This window comes from Cupriavidus basilensis (genome assembly GCF_000876015.1).
In the GTDB taxonomy this organism is placed as follows: domain Bacteria; phylum Pseudomonadota; class Gammaproteobacteria; order Burkholderiales; family Burkholderiaceae; genus Cupriavidus; species Cupriavidus basilensis_B.
Genome location: NZ_BBQM01000012.1, coordinates 383540 through 407920, shown reverse-complemented (window position 1 = coordinate 407920; position 24381 = coordinate 383540). Strand labels below are relative to the sequence as shown.

General features: G+C 70.6%; 17 protein-coding genes and 1 riboswitch. Of the genes, 4 read left to right on the top strand and 13 right to left on the bottom strand.

Annotated features, from left to right (window positions below):
* Positions 1–11: 11 nt before the first annotated feature.
* Entirely contained in the window at positions 12–593 is a 582-nt protein-coding gene (locus KF708C_RS09605) for a hypothetical protein (protein ID WP_059411594.1), read from the top strand.
* A gap of 144 nt (positions 594–737) precedes the next feature.
* Here the strand turns inward: KF708C_RS09605 and mdoH are convergent, their stop codons facing one another.
* The 9 genes from mdoH to KF708C_RS09560 form a co-directional block, all read right to left on the bottom strand.
* Complete coding sequence (gene mdoH, locus KF708C_RS09600; RefSeq protein WP_082079482.1) at positions 738–3299, bottom strand: glucans biosynthesis glucosyltransferase MdoH; 2562 nt, start codon at positions 3297–3299, stop codon at positions 738–740.
* Positions 3272–4855: a glucan biosynthesis protein G gene (locus KF708C_RS09595; protein ID WP_020202822.1), complete on the bottom strand. Its 1584-nt coding sequence runs from the start codon at positions 4853–4855 to the stop codon at positions 3272–3274. Before KF708C_RS09595 ends, mdoH begins: the two co-directional genes overlap by 28 nt.
* 894 nt (positions 4856–5749) lie before the next feature.
* Positions 5750–6325, bottom strand: coding sequence for a surface-adhesin E family protein (locus KF708C_RS09590; RefSeq protein WP_059411592.1), 576 nt, complete (start codon positions 6323–6325; stop codon positions 5750–5752).
* A gap of 82 nt (positions 6326–6407) precedes the next feature.
* The gene (ribB, locus tag KF708C_RS09585; protein WP_059411591.1) at positions 6408–7088 is read right to left on the bottom strand and encodes a 3,4-dihydroxy-2-butanone-4-phosphate synthase; all 681 of its coding nucleotides are present in this window, start codon (positions 7086–7088) and stop codon (positions 6408–6410) included.
* A gap of 119 nt (positions 7089–7207) precedes the next feature.
* Positions 7208–7358, bottom strand: a riboswitch (FMN riboswitch).
* A gap of 91 nt (positions 7359–7449) precedes the next feature.
* Entirely contained in the window at positions 7450–8325 is an 876-nt protein-coding gene (locus KF708C_RS09580; RefSeq protein WP_020202825.1) for a helix-turn-helix domain-containing protein, read from the bottom strand.
* A gap of 63 nt (positions 8326–8388) precedes the next feature.
* Positions 8389–10401: a sigma-54-dependent Fis family transcriptional regulator gene (locus KF708C_RS09575; RefSeq protein ID WP_231586419.1), complete on the bottom strand. Its 2013-nt coding sequence runs from the start codon at positions 10399–10401 to the stop codon at positions 8389–8391.
* A gap of 405 nt (positions 10402–10806) precedes the next feature.
* On the bottom strand, positions 10807–11313 hold the full coding sequence (locus tag KF708C_RS09570) for an acetone carboxylase subunit gamma (protein WP_020202827.1): 507 nt from the start codon (positions 11311–11313) through the stop codon (positions 10807–10809).
* A gap of 48 nt (positions 11314–11361) precedes the next feature.
* A complete protein-coding gene (locus KF708C_RS09565) occupies positions 11362–13686 on the bottom strand; it encodes a hydantoinase B/oxoprolinase family protein (RefSeq protein WP_059411589.1) in 2325 nt (774 codons plus the stop codon).
* 13 nt (positions 13687–13699) lie between these two features.
* Positions 13700–15856, bottom strand: coding sequence for a hydantoinase/oxoprolinase family protein (locus tag KF708C_RS09560; protein ID WP_059411588.1), 2157 nt, complete (start codon positions 15854–15856; stop codon positions 13700–13702).
* Positions 15857–16255: 399 nt separating this feature from the next.
* Here KF708C_RS09560 and KF708C_RS09555 point away from each other — a divergent pair, with 399 nt between their 5' ends.
* The 3 genes from KF708C_RS09555 to KF708C_RS09545 all read left to right on the top strand — a co-directional run bounded on the left by KF708C_RS09555 (position 16256) and on the right by KF708C_RS09545 (position 19416).
* A complete protein-coding gene (locus tag KF708C_RS09555) occupies positions 16256–17569 on the top strand; it encodes a hemolysin family protein (protein WP_029043569.1) in 1314 nt (437 codons plus the stop codon).
* 244 nt (positions 17570–17813) lie between these two features.
* Complete coding sequence (locus KF708C_RS09550; RefSeq protein ID WP_059411587.1) at positions 17814–19157, top strand: EAL domain-containing protein; 1344 nt, start codon at positions 17814–17816, stop codon at positions 19155–19157.
* A gap of 127 nt (positions 19158–19284) precedes the next feature.
* Positions 19285–19416 (top strand): entericidin A/B family lipoprotein, encoded by a 132-nt coding sequence (locus KF708C_RS09545; RefSeq protein WP_020202832.1) that lies wholly within the window; start codon positions 19285–19287, stop codon positions 19414–19416.
* 137 nt (positions 19417–19553) lie between these two features.
* On the opposite strand, the gene KF708C_RS09540 is transcribed toward KF708C_RS09545, so the two are convergent.
* The 4 genes from KF708C_RS09540 to KF708C_RS09525 form a co-directional block, all read right to left on the bottom strand.
* Complete coding sequence (locus tag KF708C_RS09540) at positions 19554–21212, bottom strand: phospholipase D family protein (protein ID WP_059411586.1); 1659 nt, start codon at positions 21210–21212, stop codon at positions 19554–19556.
* A 140-nt stretch (positions 21213–21352) separates the two neighbouring features.
* A complete protein-coding gene (eda, locus tag KF708C_RS09535) occupies positions 21353–21994 on the bottom strand; it encodes a bifunctional 4-hydroxy-2-oxoglutarate aldolase/2-dehydro-3-deoxy-phosphogluconate aldolase (RefSeq protein WP_020202834.1) in 642 nt (213 codons plus the stop codon).
* A 103-nt stretch (positions 21995–22097) separates the two neighbouring features.
* Complete coding sequence (locus tag KF708C_RS09530) at positions 22098–23033, bottom strand: sugar kinase (protein ID WP_059411585.1); 936 nt, start codon at positions 23031–23033, stop codon at positions 22098–22100.
* Between the two features lie 53 nt (positions 23034–23086).
* Entirely contained in the window at positions 23087–24355 is a 1269-nt protein-coding gene (locus KF708C_RS09525; RefSeq protein ID WP_059411584.1) for an amino acid deaminase, read from the bottom strand.
* Positions 24356–24381: the final 26 nt, after the last annotated feature.

Here is a 24381-nt window from a genome sequence, read left to right as displayed (position 1 = left end):
CGTTTTCCTGCATGAGAACAAGACACGCTCTGCTTACCGCCTTACTGACCCTGGCCGCCGCCGGCGCGGCCAGCTTGCCGTGGGCGCGGCACGCGCACGCGGCCCCGCCGCCCGCCAAAGCCGCCGCCTCCGCTCCTGCGGCACCGCCCGACGAAGCCGACGCGCTGGCCCAGATGCTCAAGGGCGCGGCCACCGGCCAGAACACCGGCGCGGCCGGCGTGCCCGAACTGCTGCGCAACACCGCGCGGCCGGACAACATCCTGGCGCGCGCCTGCCGCCAGCTCAACGACATGCTGCCGATCGACATCGACGGCGAGACGCGCCTGCGCCGCTGCCAGTCGGTGCCGGGCAAGCACGTGCTGTTCCAGCTCGAGCTCACCAAGTACCGCGGCCCGATGCTGGACCTCGCCAGCTTCGAGCTCAGCTATGCCGCGCCCCTGCAGCGCAATATCTGCGCCAACCGCGACGTGGAAATCCTCACCAAGCTCGGCGTGAGCATGATGTTCCGCTACATGACGCGCGGCGAGCGCGGCGAGCGCCGCGTGGGGGATGTCTACATCAACGCGCCGATCTGCACCTCGGCACTGCGCTAGCGCGCCGGCCCGCGATCGCGCCGGACAAGCCTGCTTGAGGTCCGGGACACCGCCCCCTCTCTCCCCTCCCTCCGCGCTCTGCCCCACAAAGAAAAACGCCGGCATTCCCCGCGAGGAATGCCGGCGCCGTCGTCCGCGCGCTGCTCAGGCCAGCCGCGGCCGCAGCGGCACCACGTTGGCCGCGCGCCGCGGCAGGATGCGGGTTTCCTTCCAGCTCGCATGCGCCAGCGGCGAGGCCCACACCTGCTCATGCAGGCTGGCCAGCGCGAACGGGTCGCCCAGCAGCAGGTGCTTCTGCGCGGCGCCCAGGCTCTCGGGCCCCTCGGTCAGGGCCTGCTGCACCAGCGCGGCATGCGCGAGCCGCGTGGCCTCGGGCTGGATCAGGCGCGACGAGCCGGTGGCGCACATCAGGGCGTTGGTGACGGGGTCCACCACCGCGTCGATGAAGGCCGGCGGCTCGCCGGCGGCTTCCACGTGCTCCTGCATGGCCACCATCTCGCGCGGCGGCCGGGCTTCCTCGGGCGTGACGAACAGCCGGGCGCGGCGCAGCGCGCGGCCGAACGACACGCGCGACAGGAACACCGACATCGGGATCGACAGCGCCAGCGCGCCGACGATCGGCAGCAGCCACCAGACGAAGCTCGGATCGATCCACAGCACCAGTCCGCCCCACGCCAGGCCGAGCAGCGTATGCAGGCCGTGGCGGCGGAACGCCTCGCCCCAGGTGGTCTCGGCATCCTCGCGCGGGGGCGACTTCCAGGTAATGCCCCAGCCGCTGTAGGCCGCCACCACGAACTTGGTGTGGAACAGCATGCGCACCGGCGCCAGCAGCGCCGACATCACCACCTCGATCAGCATCGACATGACCAGCCGGCCCGGCCCGCCGTAGTTGCGCGCGTCCTTCATCAGCAGCAGCACGCTGGCCACCTTGGGCAGGAACAGCAGCGTCGCCGTGGCCGAGAACAGCGCGAGCGCCTTCTCGGGATGCCACTCGGGCCAGGTCGGGAAGAACTGGTAGGGCTGCGTGAAATACTCGGGCGGCACCAGCGCGTGCTTGGCCAGCATGATCGTCGACAGCACCAGGAACAGGAACCACAGCGGCGCCGACAGGTAGGCCATCACGCCGGTGAGGAACACCGCGCGGTGCACCGCGTGGAAGCCCTGCTTCATCCACAGCCGGAAGTTCATCAGGTTGCCCTGGCACCAGCGGCGGTCGCGCTTGACCTCGTCGAGCAGGTTGGGCGGCAGTTCCTCGTAGGAGCCTTCCAGGTCGTAGGCGATCCACACGCCCCAGCCGGCGCGGCGCATCAGCGCGGCCTCGACGAAATCGTGCGAGAGGATCTCGCCGGCCAGCGGCCCCTTGCCCGGCAGCGGCGCCAGCGCGCAATGCTCCATGAACGGCTGGATGCGAATGATGGCGTTGTGGCCCCAGTAGTGCGACTCGCCCAGCTGCCAGTAATGCAGGCCGGCGGTAAACAGCGGGCCGTACACGCGCGTGGAGAACTGCTGCACGCGCGCGTACATGGTCTCGCGCCCGACCGCCAGCGGCGCGGTCTGGATGATGCCGGCGCCGGGGTTGCTCTCCATCAGCCTGACCAGCGTGGTCAGGCATTCGCCGCTCATCACGCTGTCGGCGTCGAGCACCACCATGTAGCGGTAGGCGCTGCCCCAGCGGCGGCAGAAGTCCGCCACGTTGCCGGTCTTGCGCTTGACGCGGTGGCGGCGCCAGCGATAGAAGATGCGGCCGAAGCCGTTGACGGCGCGGCAGGTCTCCATCCAGGCGTCGGTCTCGGCGGCGCGCAGATCGGGGTTGCCGCTGTCGGACAGCACGAAGAAATCGAAGCGCGCCAGCTCGCCGGTGCGCTCCATCGATTCATAGGTGGCGCGCAGGCCGGCGAACACGCGCGTCACGTCCTCGTTGCAGATCGGCATGATGACCGCCGTGCGCGCCTGCTCGGCGATGGGCCCGGCCTGCGCCGCGGAGCGCGAGATCAGGTGGCGGTCGCCACCCTTGGCCAGCACCAGGAAGCCCATCATGGCGGTCCAGAACCCGGCCGACACCCACGAGAACAGGATGGCGAAGAGCGCCAGCACGGCGATCTCGAGCGGGTCGGTGCCGTGGTACGGCAGCACCTTCGTCATGAAATAGGTGGCCAGCGCGGTCTGCCCTGCCACCAGGCCCAGCAGCACCCAGCGGCGGTGCGTGCCGGCCGGGTGCCACTTGCCCTCGGCGTCGGGGCCGTCGTGCAGCGTGTCCCAGGTCTCGGGCACCGGCGGGCGCCCGAACAGCCGGCGGCCCAGGTTGCGCAGGAAGCCGGTGACGATGTGGGGCGGCCACGCGCGCGGCACCATCGAGGCGCGCCGCGGGGCCGGGCCGGTGTCGATATGCACGGTGCCGTCCTCGCGCCGCGCGATGAGCGGCTCGCCCGCTGCCTGCGGCGCGCCGTAGGCGAGGCCGAGGCGGCGCCAGACCGAGGCGTAGGCCGCGCCGCCGGGGGCCGGCTGCGCGCCGTCCTTGGCGCAGTCCTTCGCTGCGAGCTTGCGCTGCAGTTGCTGCATGGCCGGCTCGGCGCCGTCGCTGCCGGCGATCTCGCCAAGCAGCTCGCGGCGCTGGTCGGGCGAGACCGGCACGCGATCGAGATAGCGCTCGCATGCCGCCGCCGGGGCGGCGCGCCGCTTTAGCCTGGGGGTAAGATGTAGCTCCACGTCTCGGATAGGGTTGTATTGCCGTTGCGAAGATAGCCGCGCAGCTCGACCGGCTTGGTCTCGTCCTTGCGGCGCACGACCATCGTCATGCGCCAGCCGCCGGTGGCCTCGTTGCGCTGCGTCGAAGTGCTGAGCAGCTCCCCGTTGCTGTCGGCCGAGATCACCGGATCGATGCGGGTGTCGGCGGCCAGTTTCTTGAAGGCAGGGCCTTCGAAATCGACAGCCAGCGAGAAGCTGGTGTCCTCCTGCTTGCGGCTCAGGCCCTGGCCTCGCCGCGTCTGCGTCACCCACGACAGCGGCGGCAGCTTTTCGCTGTCCTTCTGCCACAGCAGGCGGTATTCGTAATCGAAGGGCTGCCGCGGCTTGGGCGGATTGTCCGGCACCCAGTAGGCCACGATGTTGTCGTTGGTCTCGTCCGGCGTCGGGATCTGCACCAGCTCCACGCGGCCCGAGCCCCAGTTGCCCTTGGGCTCCACCCACGCGCTCGGCCGGCGCTCGTACCACGCGCCGATCTCCTGGTAGTTGCCGAAGCTGCGGTCGCGCTGCATCAGGCCGAAGCCCTGCGGGTTGGTGGCCGAGAACGACGTCACCAGCAGCCGCTTGGGATTGCCCAGCGGGCGCCACAGCCACTCGCCGGTGCCGAGCTGGACCGACAGGCCGTCGGAGTCATGCACCTCGGGCCGGTAGTCCGGCACCGGCGACGGCTGGTTCTCGCCGAACAGGTACATGCTGGTCAGCGGCGCCAGGCCAAGCTTGGTGACGTGCTCGCGCAGGAACAGCCGCGACTTCACCTCCATCGCCGTCTCCGCGCCGGGGCGCAGCACGATGCGGTAGGCTCCGCTCACGCGGCGCGAATCCATCAGCGCGTAGATGGTCAGCTGCTTGTCCGCCGGCGACGGGCGCTCGATCCAGTATTCGACGAAGCGCGGGAATTCCTCGCCCGAGTTGAGCGCGGTGTCCAGCGCCAGCCCGCGGGCCGACAGGCCGTACCACTGGTCCTTGCCGAGCGCGCGGAAATAGCTCGCGCCGACGAACGACACCACCTCGTCCTTGACCTTGGGCTGGTTCAGCGGAAACAGCACGCGAAAGCCCGCGAAGCCGAGCGGCTTGAGCTTGGTCGCGTCGAGCTTGTGCGGGCCGTAGTTGAAGGCCGAGGGGTCGAAGCGGATCTCGCGCACGCTGCCGCTGACCACTTCGTTGATGCGCACCGGCTGGTCGAACACCATGCCCTCATGGAAGAAGGACAGCTCGAACGGCAGCTTGGCGTTGCGCCACAGGTGACGGTCGGGCTTGAATTCGATTTCGCGGTAGCGCTCGTAGGAGAGCTCGCGCAGCTCGCGCGGCAGGTTCTGCGCGGGCGTCTTGTACGGGGTGGCCGCAAGCTGGCGCGCGCGCGCCGCCACGGTCTCGAAGTCGAACGCATGCGCCGCCAGCGCGCACACCGCCAGCAGTCCGCCGCACAACCACCGGCCCAGGCGCAGGGCGCCGCTGCTGGCGCGCGCCGGCTGGCGGCGCGGAAGGTTGACGGTGGTCGGCACGGTAACGGTATCGGACATGGATGCCAGTGGCAGGCAGGGTTGAACACAAGGGCCGCGGCAGGCTTCGCTGCAAGAGGCGGGCCATCGCCGGGCCGGGGCGGCGGCAGGCGGAGATCGCGTCGGTCGCGCAGGTCACGGCCGGGCGCGGCGGCTTCGGCACGCCGCCGGCGCGATCCCGAAAGAGCACGCGACGCATCATAACGACAATGTCTTGAAAAAGTAACAGCCTTGTTGCAATGCGCAATAGGACCTTAACAATTCGAGACTTAAAAGTCACGTTTCGACCACGCAACGTTTGCAACAATTTGAAACCCCGGTGGGCTGGAAGCCGCTTGGCGCGCGGCTTTCGGGCCGGTGCGTCACACCGGGAGCGCGGTGCGGCGCAGGTCAGGCGCGCAGGCCGTTCGTCGGCGTCTTGCGGATCGCGGCGCTTGGCGTGGGAAGGCGGGCATGGCAGTCATCGCGCGGGTGTCGTGCGCGTTTCGCGTTTGTCGGGCTCGCTGGAACCAGTATGGACGAACCCCGAATCTGCAACGCTAGGATACGGATCGCGCTTCGTCAACGCGGGGGCCGGCGCCCCGAAACGGCGCATGGCGCACCCCGGTCTTCGTGCGGTGCACAGCGGCCGCGTGCCGCCCTGCCGGGCAGGCAAAAAAAAGAGAGGCCGCAGCCTCTCGATCGGATCTCACCCCGGTGCCGGTCCCCCCGGACGGCATGTTGCCACTGGGCACCGTTTCCCCGTCATCGCGGCAACGCGCCGGCACGTCGGCACGTCGGCCTATTGGCGCGGCGCGGCATGCAGATGCGGGCGGCACGGCGAACTGCTGGCGTCGCGGGCATGCCCGCCGCCGGTCGCCTTCGCTACCAGCAACGGCGCAGGAGCGCAAAAGGTTGACGCGCGCGCCGGCCCGTTCAGTGGCACAGGCGGTTGAACAGCTCGCCCGCCACGGTGCCGGCGGCGACCTGCTGCGGCATGCCGGCCTGCGGCGCGCCGATGGTGTAGAGCGATTCGCCGCGTGCGTAGCGCTTCGAATACAAGGTCTGCTCGACCACCGCGTACATCGAGGTCGCGCAGTTGAAGATCATGCGCCGGAGCGAGGAGCGGATCTGCTCGCCGCTGGTGGTGCGGATCACGCCGGCCGGCGCGTTGCGCATCACGGCCACGCCCACTTCCGCGCCGCGGCGGCGCACCGAGGTCTTGTCGAAATAGGAGATCGCGCCGCTGGCGCCCGCGAGCGGCAGCCAGCGCTGCGGATCGGGCGCGCCGGTCTCGGGCGCCGCCACCGCGGTGCAGCCTTCGCGCGGCGTGGCGCGCAATGCCACGCCGCCGTCGGCGCCGGGGCATTGATACAGCCCCGCCGTGGCGGCGGCCGCGGCGGAACGGACCGTGCCGGTGGCCGTCTCGGCATGGGCGGCAAGGCACAGGCTGCCGCCCGCAAGCAGGACGATGGCACAGGAAACGGCGTGGAAAGCGGCGCGCAAGGACATGGACGGACCCTCGTTCAGGCAGAAAACAGGCCGCATTGTCGCATACGGTCCCGCCGCCGCCCCGCGCCGCGGGGCGCCGCGCTCAGCCCTGCTGACCGCGCCAGGCCACCAGGTCGGCGATGGTCAGCACCGGCAGGCGGTACATCTCGGCGAACGCCAGCGCCTCGGGGCGGCGCGCCATCGTGCCGTCCGGGTTCATCAGCTCGCACAGCACCGCGGCCGGTGCCAGCCCGGCCAGGCGGGCCAGCTCGACCGAGCCTTCGGTATGGCCGCGGCGCGCCAGCACGCCGCCGTCCACCGCCACCAGCGGGAATACGTGGCCGGGGCTGACCACGGCATCGAGGCCGGCGTCCTCGGCGACGGCGGCGCGGATGGTGGTGATGCGGTCGGCCGCGCTCACGCCCGTGGTCACGCCTTCGCGTGCCTCGATCGAGACCGTGAAGGCGGTGCCGTACTGGCTGCGGTTGTTTTCGACCATCGGGCGCAGGCCCAGGCTGGCCACCTTCTCGCGCGTCAGGCACAGGCACACGATGCCGCTGCACTCGCGGATCATCATGGCCATGTTGGCCTGGGTCAGGCGCTCGGCGGAAAGGATCAGGTCGGCCTCGTTCTCGCGGTCGTCATCGTCGAGCAGTACCACGGGACGGCCTTCGCGCATGGCGTCGAGCGCCCGCGCGATGCGCTCGCCGAGCGGGCGCTGGTCGGCCTCCGCGCCGGCCGGGAAAGCGACAACGGGTTGTTCCTGGGTGGGAAGTGACAGCATGAAACGCTCCTATTGCAACGATAAGCGGGCGTTCCAGGGGATCAGCGGAAAACACGGGCAAATCCAGCCGCGCACGCGCGCAGCACGCGCATGCCGGGGGGAGCCAGCCGGGTTGTACCGCCCATCTTCTTTCATCCGGACTATGACCGTCGGCCCTGGCCTCTCACCAGGTCTGCTGACCCCGCACGGGAATGCGGGCGCTCGCGGGCTCGCCACGCGCTGTGGTGGCATACCGCCGGTGGGGACTTGCACCCCGCCCTGAAGACGTAACGATGCCGGCGCGCCACCATCGGGGATGGCAGGCGCGCCGGCAACGGCATGTTAGCACGGGTGCGCCAAGGCTTGCTTGGCGCGCCCCGGCCTAGGGCGCCACGGCCGCGGCGTGGCTGGCCAGCGCCTCCAGCGCCAGGCGCGAGGCCTCGTCGGCCGGGAAGAAGCACTCGATGCGCATTTCCTGCAGCGTCACGTCCTGCGGAATGCCGAGCGTGGTCAGCGTGGTGAACAGCGCGGCGCGGAAGCCGCCCGCCGCCACCGTGACCGGCAGCAGCGGCGGCGGCGGGCCGCCGGCGGCCTCGTCGTCGGCCAGCGGCAGGCCGCCCGGCCCGAGCAGGTCCGGGTGCCAGGCCGCGATGCGCGCGAAGAGCGCGCGCGCGGCCTGGTCCTGCGCCTGCGTCTGCAGTTCCTGCCAGACCCGGCGCAGCAGGTAGCGGCCGACCTGGCGGGCGTTCCCGAGCGCCGGCCACAGCCCCTGCGGGTCGAACACCGTGAGCATCAGGTTGACGCGCGCATCGCCCGGCTCCAGCGTGGACGGCGCGCGCCCGCCGAGCAGCACGCGGAGCATGTCGCGGTAGGCCCGGTTGGCGTCGAGCAGGTTCCAGAAGCGGTCCAGCACCACCGCCGGATACGGTTCCTGCTTGCTCAGGATCAGCGCCACCGCCTGCTGCACCATCTGCAGCGCCGGCGCGCCGAGGCCGTGCTCGCTGTAGGCCGGGGCGAAGCCGCCGGCCAGCAGCAGCCGGTTGCGCTGGCGCAGCGGCACGCCGAGGCGGTCCGCCAGCGACAGCACCATCTCGCGGCTGGGCCGGGCGCGGCCCGACTCGAGGAAGCTGATATGCCGCTGCGACACCCCGGCGGCCAGCGACAGCGCGAGCTGGCTGTAGCCGCGCCTGCCGCGCCAGTAGCGCAGCAGGCCGGGAAAGTCGGTGGCGGTCTCGGAGCTGGGGGTCAGGGTGTCCATGACGGCATTACAGCACGGCCGGCGCCATGCGGCGATTACCTTCGAGGTAATCCCGCGCCCCTGCTACGGCACCCTGCCCCGCGTCTCGCTCAGCGCCGCCGCGAGGCCGTACTTGCGGATCTTCTGGTACAGCGTGCTCTTGGCGATGCCGAGGTGCGAGGCGGTCTTGGTCAGGTTGCCGCCGCTGTACGCCACCGCCCGGCGGATCGATTCCGCCTCGGCCATCTCCAGCGAATACACGGCGCCGGGCGGCGCGGCAGCCGCGGGTTCCGCCCGGGCCGCATCGCCCTGCCAGGCGGCCGCGCCGATCTCCAGCGGCAGCTTGTCGACCGTGATCACGCCGCCGTCGGCCATCAGCAGCGAGCCTTCGAGCGCGTTGCGCAGCTCGCGCACGTTGCCGGGCCAGTCGTAGGCGAGCAGGCAGGCATAGGCGTCGTCGTCGAACGAGGCCAGCGGCAGGCCGTAGCGCTCGCACAGATGCGTGAGCCAGTGCGCCACCAGCGCGGGGATGTCGTCCTTGCGCTCGCGCAGCGGCGGGATGGCGATGTTGGTGACGGCGATGCGGTAGAACAGGTCCATGCGGAACTTGCCGGCGGCCACGTCGTCGCGCAGGTTGCGGTGGGTGGCGGCGACCAGCCGGAAGCTGACCTTGCGCGGCGTGTTCTCGCCGAGCCGGTAGATCTCGCCTTCTTCGAGCACGCGCAGCAGGTGCGGCTGGATGTCGAGCGGCATCTCGCCGATCTCGTCGAGGAACAGCGTGCCGCGGTTGGCGGCCTCGATCTTGCCGGCCGCGCCCGACTTGCGCGCGCCGGTGAAGGCGCCTTCGGCATAACCGAACAGCTCGCTGGCGAGCAGGTCGCGCGACAGCCCGCCGCAGTTCAGGGCCACGAACGGCCCCTCGGCGCAGGCGCTGGCCTGGTGGATGCCCTGGGCGAACAGTTCCTTGCCGACGCCGGTCTCGCCCAGCAGCAGCACCGGCACCCGGGACGGCGCGAGGTGCTGCGCCTTCTCCACCGCCGAGCGCAGCGCGGCGCCGTTGCCGACGATGCGCGAGAAGGCCGGCGCCGGGGCCGTGCGCGCCGGCGGCGCGCCGCTGGCCGCGCGCTGCGGCACGGCCGGGATCACCAGCAGGAAGCCGAGCGTCTCGCCGACCTCGCGGACGGTTTCGAGGCGGGCCAGCCGCAGCCAGTCCGGCGCGGGCCGGACGGCGGCGCCGGCCTGCCGGATGCCCAGGCCCGGCACCGAGAACCGGCGGTCCAGCGCGGTGTCCACGCCCAGCCGCAGCAGCGCCGCGGGCGCCTGCGGATTGGCCTTGACCAGTTGCCCGCATTCGTCGAGGACCAGCACGCCGTCGCTGCGCAGCGAGCCGAAGTGGCTGGCGCAGCGGTCCAGCAGCCGCAGGCGGCGCTCCATCGCCAGCTTGGCCAGGCGGCTTTCGATGCGCCCGGCCAGCGAGACCGTCAGCGCCAGGCTGTGCCGGCTGTAGGTCTGCGCCAGGCCGGACACGTCGATGACGCCGAGCACGCCGCCGTCGAGCGGGTCGCGGATCACGGTGGCCGAGCAGGTCCAGCGCTTGATGCCGGCGCAGAAATGCTCGGCGCCGTGGATCTGCACCGGCTGCTGCAAAGCCAGCGCGGTGCCGATGGCGTTGGTGCCGCAGTTCAGCTCGGTCCAGTCGCAGCCCGGAATCAGGCCGACCTCGCCGGCCGGCTCGACGATGCGCATGTCGCCTTCCTGCTGCAGGATCATGCCGTCGGGATCGGCCAGCAGCATGATGGTGCCGGTCTGCGAGAGGAATTCGTGGGTCTGCTGGATCAGCGGCAGGCTGGTGCTGACCAGCCGCGCGTTCTTCTCGCGCCGCGCCCGCAGGCCGTCCTGGCCCAGCGGCGGCGGCGCGGCGCCGGCGCCGGGATCGACGCGGGCCACGAGGCAGCGCCGCCACGAGTCGTCCACCACGCAGCGCAGCTCGCCGGCATTCGCCTCGCCGCCGCCAATCAGGTGTTCCCAGGCGGACATGATGCTCGCGTCATGATCGGGATGGGAAAACCAGTCCATCGGTGTGCTGGCTGGATGCATGCCGTGTCTCCTTGCGGGGTCCGCCGGTGGCGGATCACGAATGGCCGGTGTGCCGGCTCGCTCTTTTTCGCTCTCTGGCTCTGCCTGCGCGGGACTGGCGCCCGCGTTCCTGGTCTGCGCCTTCGCTTGCCTGGCCGTCTGCTTTGCGCATGCTACTCCCGGCAGCGCCACCAGGGCCAGCCGGGACTTGCCCATCCCTGCCCGCAGACTGCGAGCAAATTCCACGCCACCGGCCCGGCGCCGCGCCACGGCGCGCGCGCGCCGGACCGCCCGCGCGGCGCCGTCCGAAAACAGGACGGCCGTCCGAAAATCGAACGGCCGTCCGGCCACCGGCCAAAACCGGCGGCCTGTCCACATGCGGTTGCCCGATGCGGAGGATGGACTACATCGGCAGCGGAGCGCGCGTCAGTCCGCGCGCTCCGGCAGCGGCAGCTTCACCCAGTCGGTATAGAAAGCCTCGATGTCCGGCTCGAAGTCGTGGATCACCGGATACCACGGCGTGGGCGCCTCCACGTCGTGCATGGTCCCGCACTTCGGGCAGTAGTACTCGCGGTAGACCTGCCACTGGGTGTCCGGCGCCATCAGGTGCGGATAGACCTCGGTCATGGCTTCCTCGGTGTCGCGCACGTAGATGTTGGCGTGCAGCTTCCAGTTCTCCCGGTAGTCGCAGAACACATGGCCGCAGTCGCACTGCGTGACCCACTTGCGGGTCTTGGCCTGTTGCACGATGAACATGTGCGGGCCCAGCGGCAGCACGATGCGGTCGTCCCAGTCGAGCTTCTTCTGCAGCGCCTCGACGTACAGCTTGAAGCGCTCCGCGTCCTTGGGCATGGACAGCATGCGCAGCGTGGTGTCCCAGTCGAGCTTGCCGTCGACGAGGTTCTTGACCTGTTCACTGGTATAGGTAGACATCTTGCGTCTTCTCCTGAATCCTGCGTGATTGGATGTGCCGGGGCGGCCTTACTCTTCGACCAGCACCACGGTATGGACGTCCGGCATCTTGGACAGGTCCATGCGGTACTTGGAGCCGTAGGTCGGCACGTCGAGCTCGTCCTCGGTCAGGGTCCATGATTCCGGCAGGTCCCAGAACGCGCGGAACTGCTGCTCGAACTTCTGCGACAGGCCGAAGCTGGTGGCGAACATGTGCTGCACCTGGGTCGAGGCATGCTTGACCAGGATGCGCTCGCGCTCGCCCTTCATCCATTCCTGGGTCGGCTGCGAGCGCGCCAGGCGCTGGTTGCGGATCTCGACGCGCTGCAGCGCGGTCTGCCGGGCGTCCACCTTCCAGATGCCGTTGCCGTCCCTGGTCGCCACCGCGCCGTAGACCTTCTGCGCGTACTCGGGCAGCAGCACGGCGCTGTTCAGGTCGCGCTCGATGGCCTCCACCTCGCGGTCGAGCGGATCGCCGAAACCGGGGCCGCCGCGCAGGTAGTTCAGGTACAGGTCGTAGTTGTCGTAGCAGTCCTCGGTGGTCATGCACTGCTGGTCGCGCTTGACGACGGCGCCGGCATTGAGGTGGTTCTCGTAGTCCGGCAGGTCCGGGTTGGCGTCGCCGCCCAGCGGCAGGCTGTCGCCGCCGGCGATGCGCTCCTTCAGGCCGGTCTTGTGCGCCTCGAAGCGGTAGCCGGTGGCGGCCGGGTAGCCGCCCATCAGGCCCCAGTCGCTGTTCATGTAGCCGTTGCCCATGAAGAACATGGTCCAGTCCTGCGCCTTCCACACCATGCGCAGGGTCTCGAAGCCGCAGCCGCCGCGGTACTTGCCGTAGCCGCCGGAGTTGGCCTTGACGTTGCGCCCGAGGTAGAGCAGCGGCTCGGCCATCTCCCAGATCTCGATGTCGCCCATGTCGCCTTCGGGGTTCCAGATCGCCGCGGCGTGGTTCAGCCCGTCCTTGATGGCGCAGGCGCCGGTGCCGCACGACGAGGCCTCGAAGCTGTTGACCGCGTGGATCTCGCCTTCCTGGTTGATGCCGCCGCCCTGCAGCCAGTTGGAAGTGTTGGCATTGCCGGCGTTGACCTCTTCCAGGTAGCCGCGGCTGAAATACGCCTGCGACAGCCCGCGCCACATCGCGCTCCAGCCGGACACCAGGAAGTGCCAGGCGTAGGCGTGGCCGGTGCGGCGGTCGTCCGGGTTCATCCAGGTGCCCTTGGGCAGGTGGAATTCCGTGCCGAAGTAGGCGCCGTCGTTGATGCGCTGGGTCGGCACCAGGGTCTGGGTCATCATCACCCAGATGCCGCTGGTGAAGGCCACCTGGTGCGCGTTGTACGAATGCCAGCCCCAGCGGCTCGCGCCCTCGAAGTCCAGCCGCCACGAGCCGTCCTTGCGGATCTCCATCTCCACTGGCGAGTGCATGATCGAGTCGAGCTTGGCGAAGGCCGACGAGGTCTGCACGTCCGGGTGGTTGTAGGGCACGTCGACGAAGGCCACCTTGCGGTACTTGCCCGGCAGCGTCATGGCCTTGATGCGGGTCTGCAGGCCGCGCCGCCCTTCCTCGATCACCTCGTAGGCGAATTCCTCGTAGGCTTCCAGCCCTTCGTCGGCGATCACTTCCTCGATCAGGTCGCGGATCATGTGGCAGCCGGCGATGCGGGTGCGCTCGTCGAGGATCCAGTATTTCGGTGTGCGCACCGAGCGCTGGCTTTCGTGCAGCCAGTCGCGCAGCGGCGTGTCGTTCACGCCGGTCTTGCGGCAGGTGATCATGTAGCCGTCGCCGAAGCGCTGCACCTGCCCGGTCGACATCGAGCCGGGCGTGACCGCGCCGGTGTCGATCACGTGGGTCACGCCGCCCACCCAGCCCACCAGCTTGCCGTGCGAGAAGATCGGCACGATGGTGGCGATGTCGCACGGGTGCACGTTGCCGATCGAGCAGTCGTTGTTGGTGAACATGTCGCCGGGATGGATGCCGGGATTGCCCTCCCAGTTGTTCTCGATCATGTACTTGATCGCCGCGCCCATCGTGCCGACGTGGATGATGATGCCGGTCGAGGTCAGCACGCAGTCGCCGGCGGCGTTGTAGAGCGTGAAGCAGAGCTCGCCTTCCTGCTCGACGATGGGGCTGGCGGCGATCTTCTTGGCGGTTTCGCGCGCATGCACCAGGCCGCCGCGCAGCTTGGAGAACAGCTTTTCGTAGCGGATCGGGTCGCGCTCGCGGAAGGCCAGGCGCGTGAGCCCGTTGTAGTGGCCGGTCTGCGCGGTGCGCTCGAGTATCGCGTCGCGGAATTCCTTGAGCGTCTGGCCGGTCTTGAGCAGGTCGGCCAGGCCGACTTCCTTGCTGGACATCATGTTCATGGCGTGTCTCCTGTTATTTCGCTGCCTTGTTCACTTCCTTGAGGTGGAACAGGCGATGCTTGTCGAGCGTGGTGGCGAAGCCCTCCGGCACCACGAAGGTGGTGGCGTCGGACTCGATGATGGCCGGCCCGGTGATGGTGTTGCCCGGCTGCAGCGCCTCCATCTTCCACAGCACCGCGTCGTGCCACCGCTTCTGGCGGTAGAGCGGGCGCGTGCCGATGCGGGCCGCGGCCGGCGGCGTGGGGCCGCCGTCGGGGTCTTCGGGCAGCACCGGCTTCTGCGTCAGCACCATGCCGCGCATGATCGCGCCCGTCACCGAGAAGCCCAGTTCGGGCGAGCGCGCCGAGCTGGCGTACACGCGGCCGTAGGTCTGCTCGAAGGCATCGACGATGCGGTCCCAGTCGGCGGCGCCGGCCGCGCTGGGGATCGGCGAGTCGATCTCCAGGTCGTTGAGCTGGCCCATGTACTGCATGCGGTAGCCGGGGCGCAGGATCACGTCCTCGGGCTTGAAGCCGTTGATGCGGAATTCCTCGATCACCTTGGCGGCCAGGTCCGACCAGGCCTGCTGGATGGTCTGCGCGGCCTGCGCCTTGTCGGCCTCGGCCGCGCCCTGCGGCAGCGCCAGGTCGACGCTCTTGTCGTAGCGGTACTCGAAGTCCGCGCAGGCGCAGCCGAACGCCGAGAAGCCCGCGGCCCAGGCCGGCACGATCACGTCCTTGAAGCCCAGCCCTTCGGTATAGCCGTAGGTATGGACCGGCCCCGCGCCGCCGTAAGAGAAGCAGACGAACTCGGTCGGGTTGTAGCCCTTGGCGCTGACGTTGGAGCGCAGGTACTCGCGCAGCTGCAGGTCGAGCAGCTCGATCACGCCGGCGGCGGCGTCCTCCACCGACAGGCCCAGCGGGTCGGCGATCTGATCCTTGATGTGCCGGCGCGCGCGCGCCACGTCGAGCTTGATGGCGCCGCCGAGGAAGTTGTCGGGATTGAGGTAGCCGAGCACCACGTGGCAATCGGACACCGAGACCGTGTCCAGCCCGCTCTCGGGCCAGCAGGTGCCGACCCGGTAGCCGGCGCTGTCCGGCCCCAGCTTGATGGCGCCGCTGTACGGGTCGAGCCGCACGAAGCTGCCCGCGCCCGCGCCCACGGAATCCATCGTCACCAGCGGCAGCGACAGCACCAGCCGCGCCATGTCGGGGTCGGCGGCGATGGCGAAGTTGCCCTTGGTGATGAGCGCCATGTCGAACGAGGTACCGCCGATGTCGGAGCAGGCGATGTTGTCGTAGCCCAGCGTCTCGCCCAGCAGGCGCGAGCCGATCACGCCGCCGATCGGGCCGGAGACGATGGTGCGCGCCAGTTCCTTGGCCTTCCAGCTGATGGTGCCGCCGTGGGTGGCCATCACGCGCAGGTCGAACTTGGCGCCGTGCTTGCGGAAACGGTCGCTGACCTTCTTGAGGGTCTGGCGCGAGGGCTCGGCCGCGTAGGCTTCGAGCACCGTGGTGTTCATGCGGTGGCTTTCCTTGCGCTGCGGATAGTAGTCCACCGAGGCGAACACCGGGATGTCGGCGCCGAGCTTCTTGAGCTCGTCGCGCACGATGTCGCGCGCCTGCTGCTCGCTGGTGCCGTTCTTGTGCGACTGGAGGAAGCAGATCACGATGGCCCTGGAGCCGGCCGCCACCAGCTCGCGCGTGGCCTGGCGCGTCTCGTGCTCGCGCAGCGGGATCACGATCTCGCCCTGCACGTCGGTGCGCTCGGTCACGCCGCGCGTGCGCGACAGCGGCACCAGCGGCTCGTCGTAGCGGTGGGTGTTGAGGTGGATGCGCTCTTCCAGCGCGTAGCCGAGGTAGCTCTGGATCGCGCGGCCCATCGAGTGGACGTGCTCGAAGCCCTTGTTGACCATCAGGCCCACGTCGAGCCCCTTGCGCTGCACCACGCGGTTGAGCATCGCGGTGCCCGAATACACGCAGGTCAGCAGCTCGGGATAGACGTCGTCGACGCCGCGCTGCCAGTGCGCCAGCGCGTCCTCGGACGAATTGAAGATGGCCAGCGATTCGTCCTCGGGGTTGCTTTGCGCCTTGCCCACGACGAAACGGCCATCGGAGCGCACAAAGAAGGTGTCGGTCATCGTGCCGCCGGCATCGATGCCCATCACCTGGACTTGCGATTGCACTTCCATATCCATGTCTCCTTCCAGTGATTGCGTTCACGGCGGCTGCCGGGCAGCGCCGTTGCCAGGCTCGCCGCGTCGCGGGGCCCGGCTTCTCTTCGCAACCGCTGTGCCAGCGCACGGAAGGCGGTGAATTGTCTTTTGCATCAACGGGTTGGCGCGCAGCCGCCGGGTGGCGGCGAGGGCGCCCGCGTAGCGGACGTCGCGATTTCGAACGGCGCCACCGTCCGGTTTTCGCGCTGTGGCGCGGCGGCGGGAGAGGTGGAGGAAGAGATGGCACGGGAGGTGGCCAGGCGACCGGAACGGCACGTCCGGCGCCGGCGCGCGCTTGCCGGGAACGGTTCCGACACATAGCAATGTTATGCTTTGGCCCTCGATAACTCCTGCGCGCACAGGGCGCGCACCCTGATGGAAATTGCCATATTACTGGCGCTGATTTTGCTCAACGGACTGTTCGCCATGTCGGAAATCGCGCTGGTGACGGCCCGCAAGGCTCGTCTGCAAAAACGGATCGAGGAAGGCGACCGCGGCGCCATCGAGGCGATCAAGCTGGGCGAAGATCCCACCCGCTTCCTCTCCACCGTGCAGATCGGCATCACCTCGATCGGCGTGCTCAACGGCGTGGTCGGCGAATCCACGCTGGCCCAGCCGCTCGGCGTCTGGCTGCAGGGCTTTGGCATGCAGACCGTCACCGCCGGCTACGTGGCGACCGCCATCGTGGTGGCCGGCCTGACCTACTTTTCCATCGTGCTCGGCGAGCTGGTGCCCAAGCGGCTCGGCCAGATGGCACCCGAAAGCATCGCGCGCCTGGTGGCGCGCCCGATCTCGTTCCTGGCGGTGGCTTCCACGCCGTTCGTCAAGCTGCTGTCCAGCTCGACGCGCCTGGTGCTGCGCCTGCTCGGCGTGACGAGCGGCCGCGGCCCGGCCGTGACCGAGGAAGAAATCCACGCGCTGCTGGTCGAAGGCTCGGAGGCTGGCGTCATCGAGCAGAACGAGCACACGATGGTGCGCAACGTGTTCCGCCTCGACGACCGCCAGCTCACCTCGCTGATGGTGCCGCGCGGCGACGTGGTGTGCCTGGACGTGGAAGTGCCGCTGGAAGAAAACCTGCGCCGCATCGAGGAGTCCGACCACTCGCGCTTCCCGGTGGTGCGCGGCGGCATGCACGACATGCTGGGCGTGGTCAGCGCCCGCCAGTTGCTGGCGCGCCGCCTGCGCGGCGAGCCCACCGACCTGACCGCGGTGCTGCAGGCGCCGGTGTTCGTGCCGGAGAGCGTGACCGGCATGGAGCTGCTGGAGAACTTCCGCGCCTCGGGCGGGCAGATGGCCTTCGTCATCGACGAGTACGGCGAAGTGCTGGGCCTGGTGACGCTGCAGGACCTGATCGAGGCCATCACCGGCGAGTTCAAGCCCGACAGCGCCGGCGAGGAATGGGCGGTGCAGCGCGAGGACGGCTCCTGGCTGCTCGACGGCCTGATCCCGATTCCCGAGCTCAAGGACCGCCTCGTCCTGCGCCACGTGCCGGAAGAGGACAAGGAGCGCTACCACACGCTGTCCGGCATGCTGCTGCTGCTGCTGGGCCGGCTGCCGCAGACCGGCGACACCGTGCGCTGGGGCGACTGGAAGTACGAGATCGTCGACATGGACGGCAAGCGCATCGACAAGGTGCTGGCCTCCGTGGTGCCGCCCGAGGACGGCGCCGACGCCGAGACCACCGGCTGACCGCGCGGCGGGCATGGCGCCCGCCCTCCGTTCCTCTTGCCCCTTCCGCATCCCCTCCCGCATTCGCCGGCCCGCTCCGCACCACCGTGGGGCGCCGCCGGCGAGACTTGATCGCCGTCAAGTCCGCGCGCCAGCGCACGATCCCGGCATCCGCCGCGCTTCGGGCCGCGCCCGCCCTGCCGTATGATCTTCGTTATGCCGAGCCAAGTGCGGCGCGGCGGCATGATCCACCAACACCCCTCCCATGCACCCAGACGCAGACGGCATCGTCGGCAAGCCGGAAGCGGACCTGCCCGACACCGGCGATTTCGCCGCCCTGCTGGCCGCGCGCCGGCAACGGCCGGGCGCGGCGCCCGGCCTGGCGGTGCTGGTCATCCACCTGGACCGCTTCAGCCACGCCAGCGAGACGCTGGGCCCCGGCCTGGCCGCCGGCCTGCGCGCGCAGGCGGCCGCGCGCGTCGCGGCGCTGGCCCGCGGCGCCGACCTGGCCTGGTTCGGCGACGCGGAGATCGGCGCCATCGCGGCGCTGCCGCCGCGGGCCGCCGACGCGCGCGAGGCCGCGCTGCGCCTGGCGCGCGCCGTGGCCGGCGCGCTCGCCCGGCCGTTCCGGCAGGACGGCTTCGAGCTGTTCCTGTCGTCCAGCATCGGCGTCGCGCCGGACGACCCCGCCCAGCCCGCCGAACGCACCGTGCGCCAGGCCTGCGACGCCATGCTGCGCGTGCGCAAGCGCGGCGGCGACGGCATTGCCGGCGCCGACGGCACGGCGCCGTCCCCGCTCTCCTCGCCGGTCCTGGCGGCATTGCCGCACGCGCTGGCGCGCGGCCAGCTCACGCTGAACCTGCAGCCGCGGGCCATGCTGGCCGGCGGCGAGATCGCCGGCTACACGGTCAGGCTGCGCTGGCAGAACCCCGAGTTCGGGCGCGTGGCGCCGCAGGACTTCCTGCCCGCGCTGGAATCGCGGGGCCTGATCGGCGACGTGGCACGCTGGCTGATGGAGAGCGCGCTGCCGCTGCTGGCCAGCCCCGGCATCGCCGAGCCGTTCGAGCTGAGTTTCCCGGTTTCCGGCGCGCAGTTGCACGACCCGCCGCTGACCAGCACGCTGCTGCGCGCGCTGGAGCGCCTGCGGCTCGACCCCGCCCGGGTCCGCCTGGAAATCCCCGCGGCGGCCGTGCCGGCGGGCGACCGCGCGGCCGCCGGCAGGCTCGCCGCGCTGCGCGACGCCGGCCTGCGCATCGCGCTGTGCGATCGCGCCGGCGCGCCGGGCGGCGAGCCCTTGCACGCGGCCCTGGAACGCCTGCGGCCGGACCTGCTGATGCTCGATGCGCGCGCCCCCGGCGGCGCTGGCCGGCCCGGACGCGAGGACACCGCCGCGGCGCACATGCGGGCCGCCTGCGAACTGGCCGGGCAACTGGGCCTGGCGGTCTGCGCCAGGGGCATCGAGACGCGCGGGCAGCTGGCCGGGGCGCGCCGCCTGGGGTGCGGCAGCGTGCAGGGCTACCTGCTCGCGCAGCCCTTCCCCGCGCACTGGCTGGCGCAGACGCATGCGGCCATCCGCGCGCGAGTGCGCGAGCTGCTGGCGCAGCCATAGGCCGCGGCCTCGCGGCAGCGCGGCGGCGCACCGTGAAAAAGTTACAAAATGCCGTGCCGGGTACCCCAATGAAGTGCGCCAACAACGGTAAAATTGCGGCGGACAAATCGACCAAAAGGAGTCTGGCGTGAAAAAAGGATGGATCTTCTGCGTTCTGCTTGCCACCCTGCTGGCGGGCTGCAATACGATGGCAGGCCTCGGCCAGGACATCCAGAAGGGTGGCCAGAAGCTCGAAGGCGCTGCCGACCGCAGCAAGTAAGCCGGACGCGCGGGCGCCCGCACGGGCACCCGGCGGCAAGAAGCCGGCGCATCGCGCCGGCTTCTTGCGTTGTTGCCGCGGCCTGGCAGCGGTTCCCCGGACCGCGGCGGCGCTTCCGGCTATAGCAGTTCCTCCGGCTACAGCAGTTCCTCCGGAGTAAACGGCGCCAGCACGTCGATCCACAGCCGCCTGGACCACGTGGTGTCCGGCTCGGCATCGAGCACGGCCGCATCCTTCCCCTTGCCATCCACCCATTGCACCGCGCCCGTGTCGGACAAGCGCAGCAGATAGCTGTTGTCGTCGATGGCGCCGGCGAACAACTGCGCGACCTGCTGCGCCAGGCGCGGGCTGCGGATGATCAGGCCGGTCTCGGTGTTCTGGCTGGCCGAGCGCGGATCGAAGTTCATCGAGCCGACGAACAGGTTGGCGCGGTCCGCCATGGCGGCCTTCACGTGGAGGCTGGCCTGCGAGGACGTGAAATCGCCGACCGCCCGCTGCGGGCGGCCGGGGCGCGACTTCAGCTCGTGCAGCTCCACGCCGGCGCGCAGCAGCGCCGCCCGGTAGCGGCGGTAGCCCACGTGCACGATCGGCGCATCGGTGGCGGCCAGCGAATTGGTCAGCACCCGCACCTTGACGCCGCGCCCGACGAGGCCCGCCATCCATGCCACGCCCGCATCGCCGGGCACGAAGTACGGCGAGATCAGGATGATTTCCTGCTGCGCGCCGCCCAGCATGCGGCCCAGTTCCCGCACCATCGTGTCCTCGCCTTCGGGCGCCTTGTCGGGCGAGGCCTTGTCCGGCGTGTCGACCATCACGCTGGCCGCGGCCCATTCCAGCGGCAGCTTGCCGCCGCCGGCGAGCTGCCGCGCCAGGAAGCTCGCGCGCGGATCGATGCGCGCCGGCGGCGCCGCGCCCCGGGACTCGCCGCGCCCGGACTCCGCCCGCGGGTCGGCCAGGCCCGGCTCCGGGCTCGCCGCGCTGGCGGGCTCGGCCGACGCCGCCAGTTCCTCGGGGCTGGCCAGCGCCTCCACCGGAATCGCCAGCGGGCTGTTCCAGTAGCGGTCGAACGCCGCCGACAGCCGCCGCACCGCGGGGCCGGCGGCGATCACGTCGAGATCCACGAAATTGGTGTCCGGCGCGCGCAGGAAGTAGGCGCTGCCGATATTGCGCCCGCCCGTCATGGCCAGCGCGTTGTCGGCGATGAACGCCTTGTTGTGCATGCGCCGGTTGATGCGGCGGATGTCCGCCGCCGACGACATCATGCGCGTCAGCCTGGAAAAGCGCCCGGCCGGGAACGGGTTGAACATCCGCACCTCGATGTTGCGGTGGCGCGCGAAGCGCAGGAAGGCGCGGTCCTTGCCGTCGCTGTGCAGGTCGTCGACCAGCACGCGCACGCGCACGCCGCGCCCGGCGGCGGCGCGCACGTGGCGCAGGATCTCGCGCGAGGACTCGTCGGCGTCGATGATGTAGTACTGCAGGTCGAGCGTGCGCGTGGCGCGGTCGGCCAGCGTCACGAGCGTGCCGAAGGCTTCCTCGCCCGAGGTGATGACGTGGAAGCCGGACAGCGCCGGGTCGGGCGCGCTCTGCGCCACCAGCCGGCCCAGCGCGGTGGCGGCGGGATCGGCCAGCGCCGCGCTCGGCTGGCGCGGCACGTCGCGCGGCAGGCTGGCGCAGCCCTCGGTGGCCAGCACCAGCGCGCAGGCCAGCGCGCGCGCCAGGCGGGCGATCCATGCCGGGCCGGCGCGGCGCTCTCGCGCCACCGCCCCCGCCGCCGTCACCGTGAATCGCACCAGCATGCCGCCTCCAGCCGCGGGCCATCCAGGACCCGATACCGGAAGCTTAGGAGCTCGCGCCAGGCGCGGCTATCCGCCTTTGTCCGACGTGCCCGGCAAAGCGGCGGCCAAGGCGGCGGCCACCCGGGGACGCTTACGGCCGCTCAGGCCGGCTTGCGCAGCGCGGCCGCCTCGCGCGCCAGCGCGCGCACGCGCTCCCAGTCGCCCTTGGCCACGGCATCCTTGGGCACCACCCACGAGCCGCCCACGCACACCACGTTGGGCAGCGCCAGGTAGGACGGCGCGCGCGCCGCGTCGATGCCGCCGGTGGGGCAGAAGCGCAACTGGGCCAGCGGGCCGTACAGCGACTTGAGCATCGGGATGCCGCCGGCGGCCTCGGCCGGGAAGAACTTGAGGAACTGGAAGCCCGCTTCGAGCGCGGCCATCGCCTCGCTGGCGGTGGCCACGCCCGGCAGCAGCGCCACGCCGGCGCCCTGCGCGGCCACGGCCAGCGCCGGGGTCAGCCCGGGCGACACGGCGAACTGCACGCCGGCCTCGCCCACGGCCTGGAGCTGGGCCGGCGTGAGCACCGTGCCGGCGCCGACCACCGCCTCGGGGAAGGCCGCGGCCACCGCCTTGATGGCGTCCAGCGCCACCGGCGTGCGCAGCGTGATTTCCAGCACCGGCAGGCCGCCGCCGATCAGCGCTTCGCTGACGTGCAGCGCTTCGTCGACCGAGGAGAATTCCAGCACCGGGATCACCGGCACGCCGGCGAAGCGTTCGATCAGGGAGGATTGAGTTTGCATGACGGATATTCAGTCAGGTAGGTCGGACAAGCCGACGAGGGCACGAAAAAACAGCGAACCGGTCGCGCGCGGAGTCCGCGCGAAGCGGGAAAGACCGGAAAAATCAGGCAATCACGGCAACCGACTGCGCCAGCCGGGCCAGCACGGTCTCGGTGGCCGGGATCGGCGCCACCGCGCCGTAGCCGGTGGTGGACAGCGCCGCGGCCACGTTGGCATAGCGCGCGGCCTCGAACGGATCGTCGCCGGCCGCCAGGCGCGCCACGAAGCTGCCGCCGAAGCAGTCGCCGGCGCCGGTGGCGTCGAGCGCCCGCACCGGGTACGGCGCCACCAGCGAGCGCGCCTCGGGCGTGGCCACGTAGGCGCCCTCCTCGCCCAGCTTGAGCGCCACCAGCCCGATGCCGTAGCCGAGCAGGTGGTCGACGATGGCGTCGCGGTCGTCGAGGCCGGTCAGCACGGTGATGTCGTCCCAGCTCGGCAGGCACACGTCGGTGAGCGAAAAGGCTTCGCGCATGATGCCGCGCGCGCGCGCCAGCGTCCATAGGCGCAGCCGCAGGTTGGTGTCCAGCGTCACCTTGGCGCCGGCCTTGCGCGCGTGCTCCATCGCCGCCAGCGCGGTGTCGCAGGCGCTGGTGCTGATGGCCAGGCTGATGCCGGACACATGCAGGTAGCGCGCCTCGGCGATGGCGTGGTGCGGCAGGTATTCATGGTGGTAGCGGCTGGCCGCCGAGCCGCTGCGCAGGTAGTCGAAGCGGTGGCCGTGCGCGTCGTGGCTGACGAAGTACACGCCGGTCGGCGCGCCGGCGTCGACGCGCACGTGGCGGGTGTCGACGCGCTCCTGCGTCCACAGCGCCAGCAGGCGCTCGCCGAAGCTGTCGTCGCCCACCGCGCTGATGTAGCCGGTGCGCGCGCCCTGGCGCGCCGCGGCGATGCAGAAGTTGGACGTGTCGCCGCCGAAGCCCTGCAGGTAGCGGGCGGGGTCGTCGGGCTGCTGGTTGAACTCCACCAGCGCTTCGCCGAAAGCCAGGATGTCGATGCTCATGGTGCGGGCGTCCTTCAGGAGGTTCCGTGGTTCCGTGATTCCGTTCGTGGCGGTCAGAAGAAGGTCTGGACGATGTCGGTCACGCGCAGGCTGCCGTCCAGCACCGGGATGTGGCGCCACTTGTCGAAGGTCAGGCACGGATGCGAGATGTCGAAGGCGATCATGTCGCCCACGCGGATGTCGTCGCCGGCGCGGATCCGCAGGTAGGCGTGCTGGTCCATCATGCCGCTCACCTCCCAGTGCGCGGGCGCCGCCTGCGGCGCGGGCGCGCCGGGCCGGTACAGCCGCGCCGGGACCGGCATGCCGGCGTCGAAGGCCGCGTCGCGCTTGCCCATGCCGACGATGGCGCGCTCCGGCTCGGGAACCGACTGCACGTAGGCCCACAGCTGCAAGGCCGGCAGCAGGCCCTCGCGCATCTTCTGCGCGACCGGGTTGCTGGCCAGGATGCGCTCCTGCGCGGCGCGGTAGATGCCCACGTCGTGCGTCAGGTAGCAGCCCGGGCGCAGCACGATGTCCAGCGGCGCGCCGATCTCGGCGCGCGCGAATTCCTCCGCCACCACGTCGTACCAGGCCGAGCCCGCGCCCGACAGGATCACCGGGCTGCGGCCGAAGCGGCCGGCCGCGGCCAGCTCGCGCGTGACCGCCACGGTGCGTTGCAGGAAGGCGCGGATGTCGGCCTCTTCCTTCAGCACGCCTTCGTAGATTTCCACGCCGGCCAGCGACAGCGCGCCGGGCCAGCGCGCCAGCGCCGCCAGCACCGCGGCCTGCTGGCGCGCGTCGCGCGCGCCGGTGCGTCCGCCCGCCACGCCCAGCTCCAGCAGGACCTGCAGCGTCTGGCCACGGCCGCTGAAATACGCGCCCAATTGATCCGCCAGTTCCGGCGAATCCACCAGCGAGAAGAACTCGAAGCCGGGATCGCGCAGCAGGTCCGCGACGATCTCCATATTGCGGCGGCCCACCAGCTGGTTGGCCATCAGCACGCGGCGCACGCCGTGCGCATGGGCCGCGGCGGTCTGGTGCGCGGTGGCCAGCGTGATGCCCCAGGCGCCGGCTTCGAGCTGGCGCGCGAACAGCTTGGGCGCCATCGTGGTCTTGCCGTGCGGCGCGAGCTGCACGCCGTATTCGTGCATGAAGCGGCGCATCCACGCCAGGTTGTGGGCCAGGCGCTCTTCATACAGTACCGCCGCCGGCAGGCTCAGGTCCTCGGCCAGCAGTTGCCAGCCGACCTGGCCTGCGGCCGCCGGCGCCAGCGGCGCCTCCAGCTTGCCGAGCGCCTTGTTGAGCGGATCGATCATACCGGTCTGGTACTTTATTTCATGCATCTCTGTCATCACTGCGCAAAATTCCG